This window comes from Spiroplasma endosymbiont of Monopis laevigella (assembly GCF_964019975.1).
GTDB lineage: Bacteria > Bacillota_I > Bacilli_A > Mycoplasmatales > VBWQ01 > Spiroplasma_E > Spiroplasma_E ixodetis_A.
Genome location: NZ_OZ026473.1, coordinates 933,729 through 949,742 on the forward strand (window position 1 = coordinate 933,729; position 16,014 = coordinate 949,742).

Sequence of the window (16,014 nt, forward strand, 5' to 3'; positions counted from 1 at the left end):
ATCTAGTATTCATAGAAAAATAAATTAAAAGCAAGTTTAAATAAAATGATATAATAAAAAAACAATTCCCTAAGAAATTGATAAAATTTTAATTTATAATAAGTATATTAATAATAATTACTTAAATGGGGAGTAGGGGGTTATGTGAAAATTTTATTAAAAATAATTGATTGTTTGAACCCAATTTCTATTTTTAAAAGTATTAAAAAGTATATATAAAATAGAGCTAAGATTGAAGCAAAATTAATTGATAAAGAAAAGCAAAGACAACATGAAAAAGATTTACAAGATTCTAGATTTAAACATGAATCACTTGAAAATGAAAAAGACAGAAAATTACAAAAAGAATTAGCTGAAGAAAAAACTAAAAGATTAGGGTTAATATTAGAAAATAAATTAATTATAAATAGACAAAATTATTATTTAAAACATGATAATAATCCTAAATTAGAATTAGAACTTAAAAGAAAACGAATTAAAGGTAAAAAAATAAAGTAATATTGTATTTACAAAAATATGAGGTTAAAATTGATATAATCACTCTATTGAAGGTGATTTTAAGGAGTTTTGATAATGGATTTAAATATCAATAAAAATTTAAAAACAAAAGTTTTAAATAATTTTTTAAATTTATTAGCAATTAATTTAGCAGATACTTATTTAGAAACCTTAAAAAAATATAAATCAAAAGATGTAGATGAATTAGTATTAAATTTTTTAGATCAAGTAGTTTATTTAGTGGATGAAAAAATTGATATAACAAACGTTAAAAATAGTTCTAAAATATCCAAAATGAATACTAAACAAAAAGAAAAATTTAATAATGCTTTAAGAAAAGATAATAAATATCGAAAAATGTGTTCAGTTCTTAATTTTATATATCGAGTAATAAAAGAAGAAGAAGAAGAAACACAAGAGCAAGTATTCAATAATATATATCATTTTTATGAAAAATCTGATGCTGAAACTTTAGAAATATTTTCTAATGATTATAAAGAAAAAGAAAAATTTGATTTTTTTAATGAAATAAAATTAAAGTTAAAAAATAGTAATAGTTTTTTATATAAATCAAATTTACAAGCAAATATATAAGTTTTAATATATGTAAAAATATAATAAATTAAAGTATTTTTAAAAACATCTCTAATAAAATATTAGAGATGTTTTATGAATAAACAAAATTATAAAAAATTAAAATGATTTATAATTTTACTATTAAATTTTTCAATAAGTATTACAATTTTTTTTAAAAAAGAACTAACTTAAAATTAGTTATTTTAAATTAGATTATTTATTTTTATATATTCCATCAGTAGTTGTTGCATAAATAGTAAAATTATTAGAATTATAAATCAATTCGTTAATTGAATTTAGTTTATTTTCATTCATTAAATTAAAGTTGTTTTCTTTATAACTTTTTCATATATTACCATCTTTATCACCAACTAAAACTCCTGTTCCAAAAGTTATTACTGTTGTATTTATTGTTTCTAAAGTTTGCTTATATGATAAAAAATTAGCAATAGTAACACGTTTATAATAAACTTTTTTACTGTTGTTAGTAACAAAGACTGTTTCTTTATTATCAACAGCAATGCTTGTAATACCACCATCTTCTAGTTGCTCAACTAAATTAAAAGAATTACCCCCAATACTTTTAAAAAGGAAATGTTTAGTAATCTGTGTAACTTACAAAAATAACTATGTTTAATTAATTCTAGTAAATATAATTAAATGACTAGAAAGAGTGAGTTACAGATGGCTAAAAAAGATAACTTTAATAATAATGATCCAATATCAAAAGCAGTAGATTTATTACTAGAAAATACTGAAGATTTAACAACAGTTTTTAAATCTGGCGGTTTATATAAAGAATTAACAAAAAGATTAGTTGAAAAAATGTTGAATTCTGAAATGCAAAATTATTTAGGATATGAAAAAAATCAACATAGTACTACTGAAAATGCTCGTAATGGTACAAGTTCAAAAAAATTAATAACTCAACAAGGTAAAATTGAAATTGATGTACCAAGAGATCGCAATAGTAATTTTACTCCTGTAATAGTTCCTAAAAGGCAAAGAAGATTTGATGGTTTTGATCAACAAGTTCTTTCCTTGTATGCAAAAGGAATGACATTATCTGACATTAGAATGCAGTTGCAAGAGTTATATCATGGTGCTGATATTAGTGAAAGTGTTATTAGTCAAATTACTGATGATGTTATTGATGATGTTAAAGCATGACAAAATCGACCATTAGAAAGTATTTATCCTATTGTTTATTTTGATTGTATAGTAGTTAAAGTACGACAAGATAAACGGATTATTAACAAATCAGTTTATATAGCATTAGGAGTTGATTTAGAAGGCAAAAAAGATGTTTTAGGATTATGAATTAGTGAAAATGAAGGTTCTAAGTTTTGATTATCTAATTTCACAGAAATGAAAAATCGTGGCTTAAATGATATTCTTATTGCTTGTAGTGATAATTTAACAGGCATGTCAGAAGCAATACAATCAGTTTATCCTAAAACAGAACATCAATTATGCATTGTTCATCAAATTAGAAATAGTTTAAAATATGTTTCATACAAACATCGAAAATGTCTAGTTGCAGATTTAAAACCAATTTATAGTGCATGTAGTGAAGAACAAGCAATGCAAGCTTTAGAATCGTTTGAAAGTAAATGAAATAAACAATATCCTCAAATTACTAAATCTTGATATAAAAATTGAGATAATTTAATGGTTTTTATTAGTTATCCAGTAGAAATCAAAAGAGTGATTTATACTACAAATGCTATTGAATCTGTTAATAGTCAATTACGAAAAATCATCAGAAATAAAAAAGTTTTTCCTAATGATATGGCAGTTTTCAAAATATTTTACTTGGCAATTGAAAATATAACAAAAAAATGAACATTGCCTATTCAAAATTGAAATACAGCAATTGCTCATTTTATGATAAAATTTGAAGACAGAATTAATCTAAATTAGTAACTTTGTAAAACAAAGATACACAGATTATTAAAAAGCCTCTATAAAATTCGCACAATGTGTCATTTTTTAAAACTCTCTAAATCAACATATTATTTTAATTTAAAGAAAAAAAATAAAATTCAAAATAATATTTATGAACAAGCTGTTATTAGTGCTTTTAAAGAAAATAAAGAAGTTTATGATACTAGAAGATTAAAAGTCATACTAGCAAACCAAGAAATTTATTTATCACGCAGAAAAATTAAAGAAATTATGAATAAGCATAATTTAATATCAAAATACACTAAATTATCATTCAAAAATTATCATAATAAAGTCAATGATAGTCAAATAACCAATCTTGTTAATAGAAACTTTAATAATAGAATTAAAAATGAAGTTATTGTTAGTGATTTAACTTATGTTCAAGTTAATGGTAAATGAAACTATATTTGCCTATTAATCGACCTATTTAACCGCGAAATTATTGGACATAGTGTTGGAGTTAAAAAAGATGCATCATTAGTATATCAAGCATTTATGCAATCAAATCACTGTTTAAAAGATATTGAAATATTTCATACTGATCGCGGTAATGAATTCAATAATAAAACTATTGATAAACTTTTATTAGCTTTCAACATAACTCGATCTTTAAGCAAAAAAGGATGTCCTTATGACAATGCTGTTGCTGAAGCAACTTTTAAAACTTTCAAAATTGAATTTATTAATGATAAAAATTTTACATCATTAATCCAATTAAAATTAGAATTATTTGATTACATCAATTGATATAACAACATAAGAATTCACAGTACTCTAAAATACCTAACTCCAGTTAGTTATCAAAAACAAATGTCTACCAAAAAATAGTCCTAAAAAGGGTTGCCATTCCAATATTATTATTGCTTGTAGTGATAATTTAACAGGCATGTCAGAAGCAATACAATCAGTTTATCCTAAAACAGAACATCAATTATGCATTGTTCATCAAATTAGAAATAGTTTAAAATATGTTTCATACAAACATCGAAAAGGTCTAGTTGCAGATTTAAAACCAATTTATAGTGCATGTAGTGAAGAACAAGCAATGCAAGCTTTAGAATCGTTTGAAAGTAAATGAAATAAACAATATCCTCAAATTACTAAATCTTGATATAAAAATTGAGATAATTTAATGGTTTTTATTAGTTATCCAGTAGAAATCAAAAGAGTGATTTATACTACAAATGCTATTGAATCTGTTAATAGTCAATTACGAAAAATCATCAGAAATAAAAAAGTTTTTCCTAATGATATGGCAGTTTTCAAAATATTTTACTTGGCAATTGAAAATATAACAAAAAAATGAACATTGCCTATTCAAAATTGAAATACAGCAATTGCTCATTTTATGATAAAATTTGAAGACAGAATTAATCTAAATTAGTAACTTTGTAAAACAAAGATACACAGATTATTAAAAAGCCTCTTGGCTAAATAAACAATAGTATCATAAAGATTATTAGTAATAAAAAAACGACAATTATTACTATTTCTTAGTTGAAATAAAGTATTTCAAGCGGAAATGTTTAGTAATCTGTGTAACTTACAAAAATAACTATGTTTAATTAATTCTAGTAAATATAATTAAATGACTAGAAAGATTGAGTTACAGATGGCTAAAAAAGATAACTTTAATAATAATGATCCAATATCAAAAGCAGTAGATTTATTACTAGAAAATACTGAAGATTTAACAACAGTTTTTAAACCTGGCGGTTTATATAAAGAATTAACAAAAAGATTAGTTGAAAAAATGTTGAATTCTGAAATGCAAAATTATTTAGGATATGAAAAAAATCAACATAGTACTACTGAAAATGCTCGTAATGGTACAAGTTCAAAAAAATTAATAACTCAACAAGGTAAAATTGAAATTGATGTACCAAGAGATCGCAATAGTAATTTTACTCCTGTAATAGTTCCTAAAAGGCAAAGAAGATTTGATGGTTTTGATCAACAAGTTCTTTCCTTGTATGCAAAAGGAATGACATTATCTGACATTAGAATGCAGTTGCAAGAGTTATATCATGGTGCTGATATTAGTGAAAGTGTTATTAGTCAAATTACTGATGATGTTATTGATGATGTTAAAGCATGACAAAATCGACCATTAGAAAGTATTTATCCTATTGTTTATTTTGATTGTATAGTAGTTAAAGTACGACAAGATAAACGGATTATTAACAAATCAGTTTATATAGCATTAGGAGTTGATTTAGAAGGCAAAAAAGATGTTTTAGGATTATGAATTAGTGAAAATGAAGGTTCTAAGTTTTGATTATCTAATTTCACAGAAATGAAAAATCGTGGCTTAAATGATATTCTTATTGCTTGTAGTGATAATTTAACAGGCATGTCAGAAGCAATACAATCAGTTTATCCTAAAACAGAACATCAATTATGCATTGTTCATCAAATTAGAAATATTTTAAAATATGTTTCATACAAACATCGAAAAGGTCTAGTTGCAGATTTAAAACCAATTTATAGTGCATGTAGTGAAGAACAAGCAATGCAAGCTTTAGAATCGTTTGAAAGTAAATGAAATAAACAATATCCTCAAATTACTAAATCTTGATATAAAAATTGAGATAATTTAATGGTTTTTATTAGTTATCCAGTAGAAATCAAAAGAGTGATTTATACTACAAATGCTATTGAATCTGTAAATAGTCAATTACGAAAAATCATCAGAAATAAAAAAGTTTTTCCTAATGATATGGCAGTTTTCAAAATATTTTACTTGGCAATTGAAAATATAACAAAAAAATGAACATTGCCTATTCAAAATTGAAATACAGCAATTGCTCATTTTATGATAAAATTTGAAGACAGAATTAATCTAAATTAGTAACTTTGTAAAACAAAGATACACAGATTATTAAAAAGCCTCTCTGCCGGAAATGTTTAGTAATCTGTGTAACTTACAAAAATAACTATGTTTAATTAATTCTAGTAAATATAATTAAATGACTAGAAAGAGTGAGTTACACAGATTACTAAACATTACCTTAATAATTGATTTATAAAAATTGCTTTTTCTGTAACATTTCAATCTGTAGCTTTTATTTCAATTTTATTTTTTAAACTTTCTTTTAAATTATTTTTTACTTTGTTATATATAAATTTTACTTTTCTTATATCTTTACATATATAGCCTGCTATGACAAAATATTTATGTCTATTATTTATTGATAAAGTCCCGGATTCATCTAATATTATAAATACCATTATATACTACACTTTCATAAGTTATCAAATTTATTATACTTGAATCATATATAAAAGTATAGTAAAATATAATAAAGTCCTTTAAGATAAACCGTATACCACTTGATTACTAAGCGTATGTTAAGTACGTGGTTTCTTAGGCAAAATCCCTTTAATTAGGGATTTTTTATTAATAAAAGTTACCTAGGTAACTTTTATTTTTTACATATAATTAATATTTTTAAATATCTTAATTTCTTTTTTTTATTTATTATAATTATCAATATATCTATTTAATAACCACCCTTAGCTTCATGCCCTGAAATAATAGCACCACCATTACTAGTACCAATTCTAGTAGCACCAGCATTAATCATCGCCATTGCATCATCTTCATTTTTAATACCACCAGAAGCTTTAATTGCAACATGAGGACCAATATTTGCTTTCATTAATTTAATATCAGCAACCGTTGCACCACCATTAGCAAAACCAGTTGAAGTTTTAATAAAATCTGCTTTTACTTTAGTTACTAACTGACAAGCAATAATTTTTTGTTCTGTTGTTAATAAACTACACTCAATTATTACTTTTAAAATAATATTTGACGGACATGCATTACGAACTGCTTGTAGATCTTGCAATACAAGTTTTTGATCATTATTCTTTAGTGCCCCAATGTTAATAACAACGTCAATTTCTTGAGCACCATCTTTAATCGCATTAATTGTTTCTGCTACTTTAGTTTGTGTAGTATTGGCACCCAATGGAAAACCAACCACTGTACATACTTTAACATTACTATTTTTTAATAAAGTAACAGCACGATTAACATAAAATGGATTAATACAAACTGCTTTAAAATAATAAGTTTTAGCTTCTTTACATAATGCATCAATCATTGATAATGTTGCTTCTGGTTTTAATAATGTATGATCAATATATTCATTTAAATTAATATTACTTTTCATAAACTTCAACTCCTAATTCATTTTCACTTTTAATAATTGCTTCAATAACTTCAAGATTCATTAAACTATGATTTAATCAATAATCTCGACTTAAATAATCTTTATTTTTAATCATTTTTACAAAGTCATTTAATTCATATGTCATTAAACTTTCTTCATTGGTATTATCTGCGATTTCTTTTATTCCCTTTTTAGTATAAACCTTAATTCCACTTAATGGATGAACTTGTGATAAAACAAGACTACTATTATGACCTATAAATTCACTTTGTGCATAAGAGGTTACTCCTTTACTACAAGTAATAGTAGTAATAGTTCCATTTTCATGCTTCAAAATAACATGATTACTTAAATTAACACCATTAGGTAATTTAATTGCCATCGCTTTAACTGTTTTTACTTTACCTAATAAATACAATACTAATTGTAATGGATATACTAAACTATCATAAGTTGAACCTTTACCAAAATCTTTATCAAAAACAGAATCATATATTCCTTTTTCAACTGATGGCATTCTTGAAGAAATACGATTAAAATTAAGGTTAACTACTTCTGGATTTATTTCATGCACTAATTTTTTTAATTTATAAAAAATAGGTAAATGAACAGTAACATAAGCTTCTAATAAAATTATTTTTTTACTTCTTGCTAATGAAATTAGGTTTTTAACTTCTTCAACTGTAAAAGTAATAGTTTTTTCTACCAAAACATGAATATTATTTTTTAAAAATAATTTACTTTGTTTGTAATGCAAACCATTTGGTGAAGCAATATAAATAGCATCAATATGTTCTATCATTTTATTTAAATCATCAGTACTATGGGCAATATTATATTTTTTTGCTCATGTTTCTGCTTTATCTAAACTTCTTGAATATATACAAGTTATTTTAACTTTTTTATTAGTTAACGCTTGCTTTATAAATCTTTGAACAATTTTTCCAGTTCCAATAATACCAATTCTAATCATCTTGTACTCCTCTAACTTTTTAAACTTGTTTCATAATTAATGATTGACATTAAAAATAAAGGTGCAGTTTCAGCACGTAAAATTAATTTTCCTAAACTAATATTACTAAAATTAAGTTGTGTTAAAGTTGCAATTTCTTCTTTAGTGATTCCTCCTTCGGGTCCAACTATAATTGTTATTGATGATAATTTATTATTTATTTGACTAATTCAACTAGTTTCTGATGAATTTTCATATGCAACCAAATTAAGATGAGACCGATATCGCTCTAATTGTTTTAAATCAAAAACAACGGGTGTAACAATCGGAATTAAATTGCGATTTGATTGTTTGGCAGCAGCTTTTGCAATATTTTGTCAACGTAAAACTTTCTGTTCTGCTTTTGTTCTTGTTAAAACACTAACACATCGTTTTAACTGCAATGGCACAATTTGATAAACTCCCAATTCTACTGCTTTTTGAATGACTAAATCAAATTTTTGTTCTTTTAATAAAGATATTACTAATGTGATTTTACATCTTAATTCTGAATTACTATTTGGCACTGTTTTTATAATTTCGCATTTAATAACTGATGTAATTTCAATAATTTTTGTTAAATATTTTTGTTCTTGATGAATAATAACTATTTCATCATTAATTTTATGACGTAATACTTTAATTAGATGTTTACTATCTTCTTCATCCAATATTAAAATATTATTAGTTTTATGGTTAGTAAAGTAGCATTCCATAGTCCACCTCTAATTTGATTATAACATAAGGGTAAAAGGTAATGTTTAGTAATCTGTGTAACTTACAAAAATAACTATGTTTAATTAATTCTAGTAAATATAATTAAATGACTAGAAAGAGTGAGTTACAGATGGCTAAAAAAGATAACTTTAATAATAATGATCCAATATCAAAAGCAGTAGATTTATTACTAGAAAATACTGAAGATTTAACAACAGTTTTTAAAGAGGGAGGGTTGTATAAAGAATTAACAAAAAGATTAGTAGAAAAAATGTTGAATTCTGAGATGCAAAATTATTTAGAGTATCTACAGTTAACTGTGTAAATTATAATCCTTTTAATCTTTAAACAAAAAATCGTAAGTATTACTTACGATTTCTATTTTGTTTACGTTCATTTTCAGTCAAGAATTTTTTACGCATACGAATATTTTGTGGTGTTACTTCAACTAATTCATCGCTAGCAATAAATTCTAAAGATTCTTCTAAACTAAAAATAGTTGGTGGTGTTAATCTAACAGCTTCATCATTACCTGAACTTCTAGTATTTGTTAATTGTTTTGCTTTGCAAGGATTAACATCTAAATCTTTATCACGATTACTTAAACCAATAATCATTCCTTCATACACTTTAGTTTGTGGTTTAACAAATAAAGTACCACGTTCTTCTAAAGAATTTAAAGCATAAGGTAATGTTGTCCCTGTAATCATACTTACTAGAACGCCATTTCTATTATTATTAATTTCGCCTTTTAATGGTTCATATGTAAGGAAACTACGAACCATAACACCCGTTCCACGAGTAATATTAACGTATTGACGACCAAATCCAATTAATCCTCTTGTTGGAATATGAAAAATAATTTTATCACGAACATTATCAGAATCCATATTAGTCATAATACCTTTTCTTAGATTTAAATTATTAATAACAGTACTACTATATTCAGTAGGATGATTTAAAATAATTTCTTCGACTGGTTCAGTGGTGTGTCCTTTTTCATCTTTTTTAAATACTACTTCCGGTTTAGAAATACCTAATTCAAAGCCTTCGCGACGCATATTTTCAATTAAAACAGATAAATGTAATTCACCACGACCAAAAACTTTAAAACCATCAGCATTACTTCCGGATAATTGTTCTATTTTTAAACCAACATTAGTTTCTAATTCTCTTGTTAAACGTTCTTTAATTTTATTACTAGTTACTAGTTTACCTTCAGTTCCAGAAAATGGTGAATTATTGACAAGGAAATTCATTGACATTGTTGGAGCCTGTATTGTAATTGGTTCCATTGGCACAACATTATCTTTATCACAAATAGTATTACCAATTGTTATATTTTCAATACCCGCTATGCAAACAATATCACCAGCAACAGCGTTTTTAACAGCTACTCGTTTTAATCCTTGATAAACAAATAAATATTTTACTTTTGCTTTTCTTTTTAAATCATAATCATCAACAACAATTATTTCTTGTCCTTCAGAAATAGTACCTTGAAATAATCTACCAATTCCAATTCTGCCAATAAAACTATCATAATCTAATGAACTAATTTGCATTTGTAAAGGCTCATTATATTTTACTAATTTAGAAATTTTAGCATGTTTAATAATTGTTTCAAATAATGGTTCTAAATTTTCGCTTGGTTGATTCAATTCATATTGGGCAATACCTTGTTTAGTAATTCCATAAAGTGTTGGAAAGTCTAACTGTTCATCATTAGCATTTAATTCCATAAAAAGTTCTAATACTTCATCTTTTACTTCTTCAATTCTTTGGTCCTTTTTATCAATTTTGTTAATCATTAAAATTGGATTTAAGTTATGTTCTAGTGCTTTTTGCAATACAAAACGAGTTTGTGGCATTGGTCCTTCAACACTATCAACTAGTAAAATAACACAGTCTACTGTTTTCATAATTCTTTCAACTTCAGAGGAAAAGTCAGCATGACCAGGTGTATCAATAATATTAATTTTTGTATTACCATGCATGATTGAACAATTTTTAGAATAAATAGTAATTCCTCGTTGACGTTCTTGATCATTACTATCCATTATTTGTTCAACAATAACTTGGTTTTGATGAAAAATATTTGATTGCTTTAATAAAGCATCAACTAATGTTGACTTTCCAACATCGACGTGTGCTATCACTGCAATATTAATAATTTTTTGTTCAGCAGAAACTTTTTCTTGTTCAGACATTATTCATTCTCCGTTATTCTTAAATTTTGACATTATATAAATTATACGCAATATTTTTAAATTTAGTAAAATAATTAAAAAAATAATTTATTTAAAATGATTTTTTGACATATAATAATTATCTAAATCTTATGATTTGTGATTTTTTTTCATTTTCATCAGTTTTTTTTCTATATTTACTTTTATCATTATTATTTAAAAAATTATTTTGTTGTATTTGTTGGGTTAATAAATATGTTTGTATATCATTAAAATTATTTGTATATATAAAACTGCTACTAGGTTTTGATATTTTTATTTCAATAAATAAACTGTCTTTAGTGTGTGTTTCTAATGTATTAGTATAATGTTTTTTATTAATTAAAGATGTGTTAATTTTTGTTGTTAATTTTCATATTTGATTTTTATTTGGTAATGATAAATCTAATGGTTCTTGTTGTAGTCTTTGTTTTTTACTTGATAGTGATAAATCTAATGGTTTTTCATTTTTTAATTGTTCTGAAAATTGATGAGATATTGTAAATAAATATTGTAATTCTTCATCTGTTATGTTTTCTTGATTTATTAATTCACCTACAAATAAATTTAATTCACTTAATATTTCAAATAATTGTTGAGGTTCTTTTTTATATTTATTAATAAAAAAACTAAATTTTTTTATTTGTGCTAAATATTTGTTGGAAATGTTTAGTAATCTGTGTAACTTACAAAAATAACTATGTTTAATTAATTCTAGTAAATATAATTAAATGACTAGAAAGAGTGAGTTACAGATGGCTAAAAAAGATAACTTTAATAATAATGATCCAATATCAAAAGCAGTAGATTTATTACTAGAAAATACTGAAGATTTAACAACAGTTTTTAAACCTGGCGGTTTATATAAAGAATTAACAAAAAGATTAGTTGAAAAAATGTTGAATTCTTAAATGCAAAATTATTTAGGATATGAAAAAAATCAACATAGTACTACTGAAAATGCTCGTAATGGTACAAGTTCAAAAAAATTAATAACTCAACAAGGTAAAATTGAAATTGATGTACCAAGAGATCGCAATAGTAATTTCACTCCTGTAATAGTTCCTAAAAGGCAAAGAAGATTTGATGGTTTTGATCAACAAGTTCTTTCCTTGTATGCAAAAGGAATGACATTATCTGACATTAGAATGCAGTTGCAAGAGTTATATCATGGTGCTGATATTAGTGAAAGTGTTATTAGTCAAATTACTGATGATGTTATTGATGATGTTAAAGCATGACAAAATCGACCATTAGAAAGTATTTATCCTATTGTTTATTTTGATTGTATAGTAGTTAAAGTACGACAAGATACACAGATTATTAAAAAGCCTCTCTAAATTAGTAACTTTGTAAAACAAAGATACACAGATTATTAAAAAGCCTCGTTTAAAATTTTATTTAATTTCTTTTTTATCTTTTTGTTTTTATTGAATTTTCTTTGAATTTTATTTCTATATTTTCTATTATTTTCTAATTCTAAAAAATATTTTTGTTGTTTATATAAATCATTATTGATACTTGCAATTGCATTAGTTATTTCAGAAATTTTAAATCTGTAATTAATTAAAGTACTAATTTTTAAATTTCTATTCATCAATTCAAGTAATTTTTGTTTTCTTTCATTCATATTTTTACCTCTTTCCATTTTTTTGATAGTCTGATCTCAAATTTCTTAATAATTATAATTTGTGTACAAGTACTAAAATCTCTATAATAACTAACTTATATCTATTTTTTAGATTTAATATCTATTTAATTTAAAATTTTTCTATAAACTTTTTTAAAAGTTTTACACACTTTAATAATAACACTTTATAGAAATTGATAAAATTATAATAAATATTTCATTTTTTTATAAAACTATATTTTTATTTATTATTTTTTATTATTTTTTAAAAAATAATAAATAAAAACTGATAAAATAAAATTACAAAGTTATTTTAGATATTTCGGAGGCAAAAATAATGGCAAATAAAGTATTAGTAATTCGTTCTTCTATGATTAAAAAAGAACTATCTTATTCTGAAAGTTTAGTATCTCGTTTTGTTAAATATTATCGTGAATTTCATCCAGAAGATTCAATAATTGAATTAGATTTAAATCAAATACCAATGGCAAGTATTACTATTACGCAAAAAAACTTTACTTCATATTTTAATGAAAAAGATTCTGATTATTATATTAATCAACTAAAAAATGTTAATAAAGTTATATATACAACACCAATGACAAATTTTAATGTTACTAGCATGACAAAAAATTATTTAGATCACATCTTAGTTGCTGGTAAAACTTTTGATTATAAATATACCAAACAAGGTGAAGCTAGAGGATTATTACCACATTTAAAAGTTCAAATTTTGGCGACACAAGGAGCACCATATGGCTGATATTTATGAGGTAATCATGCAACTTATTTAAAAGGAACATGAGAATTTGTAGGTGCTAAAGTAGTAGAACCAATTCTTATTTGTGGTACTAAGGTTCAAGAACTTCATCAAAATGACGCTAATTTACTTATTGGTTCTAAAATATTAGCAAAAGGTGGAGGTTTACCAGCATTAGGACCAGAAAAAACGATGGATAAATTTGAACAGTATATTAAAGAAGCAGCAAAAAAGTTTTAACTTTAAAAAATAAAAATTTTTAGTCAAAAAATATAATTTTTGTGAATTTACCTTCAAAAAGTAGTAAAGTAAAATTAACTTCATAGAAGGATGAAAAAATGAAAAAAATATTGACAGCATTAAGTGTTTTAACACTTGCATCGGTTGTAGGAAATTTAACTGTAACTGTTTTAAACACAAATTCACAAAAAAATGATGTTTTAAATAATAAAACTCAACAAGATACAATTTACATTGATAAAAATGGCAAACAAATAACAACTAATGAAAGAGATTTATCAAATATAAATAGTAAAGAAATTGTTCAAATTGGTTTTTATAAAAATGATCAGGGAGAAATTCAAGTTGTTAATATGCCAAGAACAATTGAAAAAGTACCTAATCAATTACCATCAGAAATTACATCTTTACAATTTATGTTTATATTTTGTGAAACATTTAATCAAGATTTATCATCTTGAGATACTTCAAATGTTACGAATATGAATTGAATGTTTCATGGTGCTATATCTTTTAATCAAAATATATCAAATTGAGATGTATCTAATGTTATGAAATACGAATGTTTTTCTTTTGAATCAGGAATTGATAACTCAAAAAATTACCAAAGTTTAAAAAATTTTTAATAATTTAAAATACTAGTTAGTTTAAAAATAGTGCTAATTAGCACTATTTTTAAATTGATTTAAGATTTTTATAGTTTTTTATCCTAAATCTTCGTCCTTTATTAGAATTTCACGACTAGGATTTTGTTCAATTATTAATTGTTTGTAAATTGTATCACGATATTTTACACAACCATCAATAACATTATCTAAAGGATTTGGAGCGGTCCGCACTTCAAAAAGATCTCCTTCATATTTTTGACGCATTGGTTTTGTACCTTTTTCAGTTTTAACTTCAATATAATATTCTTTAGCTAATTCTTCTTCAATAAATTTATCAACTTTTTTAATATAAGCTCCACCACCACAAATTGTGATTCCCTTACCTTTTTTCTTTAAATCACTAATACTTCCAGCAGCCTTGTCACCAGCAGTTCTTAGTACTCTACGAATGGCTGGAATAATATGTTCTTTGAATTGAACTTGCATAACATTTGCACGAATTTCTTCTGGTGTAATTTCAATAGTTTTAGAAATTGACATTGTTTCTCCTAGCTGAGAATTTAATCTAGGTAATGAAAAACCCGAAATTGTGTATGGTTTTTCATCTTGATATTTCATAAGTGAACCAATATTTTTAATAACATCTTCAGCTTCTTTTATTCCAACTTTTAAGGCATGTTTTTTTATAATATATTCTTGAACTTTTTGTATTAAATAGTCACCAGCACAATGTGTTGTATATGAATATAATATTGAATTATTACTAATAATAGCAACATCAGTACTGCCACCACCAATATCAATGCACATAATTGCACTTCCAAAAATATCTTGCCCTGAACCTAAGGCTGCCATTTTTACTTCTTCTTGTACAAATCCACGGAGTGCTCCTAAACGATATACAATATTTTCTAAAGCTTCTTTTTGTACTGAATTAATTTCACTTGGTGTTGCCATCAACACAATCAAGTTACGATTTTTATCTAATTTTTCATCTTTTTTTATAGAATTGTTTTTACTTTGTTTTAAATCTTTAATTTCAAGTCTAAAATCTTGAAAAATTTTAGTAAGAATACGTTGTAAAGCATCTGGATCAGCAATATTACCATCACGAACTGGACGCTTAATAATAACGTTTTCATTTGTTTTTTCAGTTAAAGCCTTAGCCTCTTCACCGTAAAGAATTCTATTTTTTTCATAGTCTTCAGCTAAATAGGTTGGAGCATCATATCTAAGACCTATATTAATATGTCTAGCTTTAAAGTTTTCTGTTCCGATATCTAAAGCTAATCATTGATAATCAGTTATTGATTTAAGTTTGTTATTTTTCTGATTTAAATTTTCTTTTCTTGTTTTAAACATTTCTCTAATTTTCCCTTTCTTTAAATACTTAAATTTTATCTAAATTAATTTTACATGATTTTATAAATAAGTTATTTATATTAATTTATAAGGAAATATTGGATTAATGTTGATAATTTTTATTTATTATATTTTGTTTAAAAAACAGCAAAAACTTTGAAGTATTTAATATATCTAATTTTATAAATATTAAATTTAATTGAATAAATAGTTAAAAATATATTTTAATTATCTGAAAAAATCTCTGGTTTTTATTAAAAAAAGGAGATAAAA

At 24.3% G+C, this 16,014-nt stretch carries 13 protein-coding genes and 3 pseudogenes; 9 read left to right on the forward strand and 7 right to left on the reverse strand.

The genetic code is table 4. The features are described from left to right. The first annotated feature begins 573 nt into the window (after positions 1–573). The 5 genes and pseudogenes from AACK94_RS05045 to AACK94_RS05065 all read left to right on the forward strand — a co-directional run bounded on the left by AACK94_RS05045 (position 574) and on the right by AACK94_RS05065 (position 5,875). Positions 574–1,092, forward strand: a complete 519-nt coding sequence (locus AACK94_RS05045) for a hypothetical protein (RefSeq protein ID WP_338975370.1) — start codon at positions 574–576, stop codon at positions 1,090–1,092. 666 nt (positions 1,093–1,758) lie between these two features. Then, a complete protein-coding gene (locus tag AACK94_RS05050) occupies positions 1,759–2,997 on the forward strand; it encodes an IS256 family transposase (protein WP_338976319.1) in 1,239 nt (412 codons plus the stop codon). 30 nt (positions 2,998–3,027) lie between these two features. Further along, a complete protein-coding gene (locus AACK94_RS05055; RefSeq protein WP_338976350.1) occupies positions 3,028–3,852 on the forward strand; it encodes an IS3 family transposase in 825 nt (274 codons plus the stop codon). Between the two features lie 19 nt (positions 3,853–3,871). After that, positions 3,872–4,408: pseudogene (locus tag AACK94_RS05060) on the forward strand (IS256 family transposase); the annotation flags it as partial. 228 nt (positions 4,409–4,636) lie between these two features. Then, a complete protein-coding gene (locus AACK94_RS05065; protein WP_338976353.1) occupies positions 4,637–5,875 on the forward strand; it encodes an IS256 family transposase in 1,239 nt (412 codons plus the stop codon). 155 nt (positions 5,876–6,030) lie between these two features. Here the strand turns inward: AACK94_RS05065 and AACK94_RS05070 are convergent, their stop codons facing one another. From AACK94_RS05070 to AACK94_RS05085, 4 genes are all read right to left on the reverse strand, one after another. Then, a complete protein-coding gene (locus tag AACK94_RS05070; RefSeq protein ID WP_338975371.1) occupies positions 6,031–6,255 on the reverse strand; it encodes a DUF3800 domain-containing protein in 225 nt (74 codons plus the stop codon). A gap of 272 nt (positions 6,256–6,527) precedes the next feature. Continuing rightward, complete coding sequence (gene deoC, locus AACK94_RS05075) at positions 6,528–7,205, reverse strand: deoxyribose-phosphate aldolase (RefSeq protein WP_338975372.1); 678 nt, start codon at positions 7,203–7,205, stop codon at positions 6,528–6,530. After that, positions 7,195–8,178, reverse strand: coding sequence for a Gfo/Idh/MocA family oxidoreductase (locus AACK94_RS05080; protein ID WP_338975373.1), 984 nt, complete (start codon positions 8,176–8,178; stop codon positions 7,195–7,197). The genes deoC and AACK94_RS05080 overlap by 11 nt, the downstream gene beginning before the upstream one ends. An 11-nt stretch (positions 8,179–8,189) precedes the next feature. Beyond that, complete coding sequence (locus AACK94_RS05085; protein ID WP_281747884.1) at positions 8,190–8,912, reverse strand: RsmE family RNA methyltransferase; 723 nt, start codon at positions 8,910–8,912, stop codon at positions 8,190–8,192. 131 nt (positions 8,913–9,043) lie between these two features. Between AACK94_RS05085 and AACK94_RS05090 the strand changes: the two are divergent. Then, positions 9,044–9,214 (forward strand): annotated as a pseudogene (locus tag AACK94_RS05090) (IS256 family transposase); the annotation flags it as partial. 64 nt (positions 9,215–9,278) lie between these two features. Here AACK94_RS05090 and typA read toward each other — a convergent pair. Then, positions 9,279–11,123 carry a translational GTPase TypA gene (gene typA, locus AACK94_RS05095; protein WP_338956865.1) on the reverse strand — a complete coding sequence of 615 codons (1,845 nt, stop codon included), beginning with the start codon at positions 11,121–11,123 and terminating at the stop codon, positions 9,279–9,281. Between the two features lie 773 nt (positions 11,124–11,896). Here typA and AACK94_RS05105 point away from each other — a divergent pair. Beyond that, positions 11,897–12,472, forward strand: a pseudogene (locus AACK94_RS05105) (IS256 family transposase); the annotation flags it as partial. Between the two features lie 44 nt (positions 12,473–12,516). On the opposite strand, the gene AACK94_RS05110 reads toward AACK94_RS05105, so the two are convergent. After that, complete coding sequence (locus AACK94_RS05110) at positions 12,517–12,771, reverse strand: hypothetical protein (RefSeq protein ID WP_338975377.1); 255 nt, start codon at positions 12,769–12,771, stop codon at positions 12,517–12,519. Positions 12,772–13,108: 337 nt separating this feature from the next. On the opposite strand from AACK94_RS05110, the gene AACK94_RS05115 reads away from it, so the two are divergent. Then, positions 13,109–13,771 (forward strand): FMN-dependent NADH-azoreductase, encoded by a 663-nt coding sequence (locus AACK94_RS05115; RefSeq protein ID WP_338962913.1) that lies wholly within the window; start codon positions 13,109–13,111, stop codon positions 13,769–13,771. Between the two features lie 98 nt (positions 13,772–13,869). After that, a complete protein-coding gene (locus tag AACK94_RS05120; protein WP_338975378.1) occupies positions 13,870–14,397 on the forward strand; it encodes a BspA family leucine-rich repeat surface protein in 528 nt (175 codons plus the stop codon). A 78-nt stretch (positions 14,398–14,475) separates the two neighbouring features. Here the strand turns inward: AACK94_RS05120 and AACK94_RS05125 are convergent, their stop codons facing one another. After that, entirely contained in the window at positions 14,476–15,741 is a 1,266-nt protein-coding gene (locus AACK94_RS05125; protein ID WP_338975379.1) for a rod shape-determining protein, read from the reverse strand. Between the last annotated feature and the right edge of the window lie 273 nt (positions 15,742–16,014).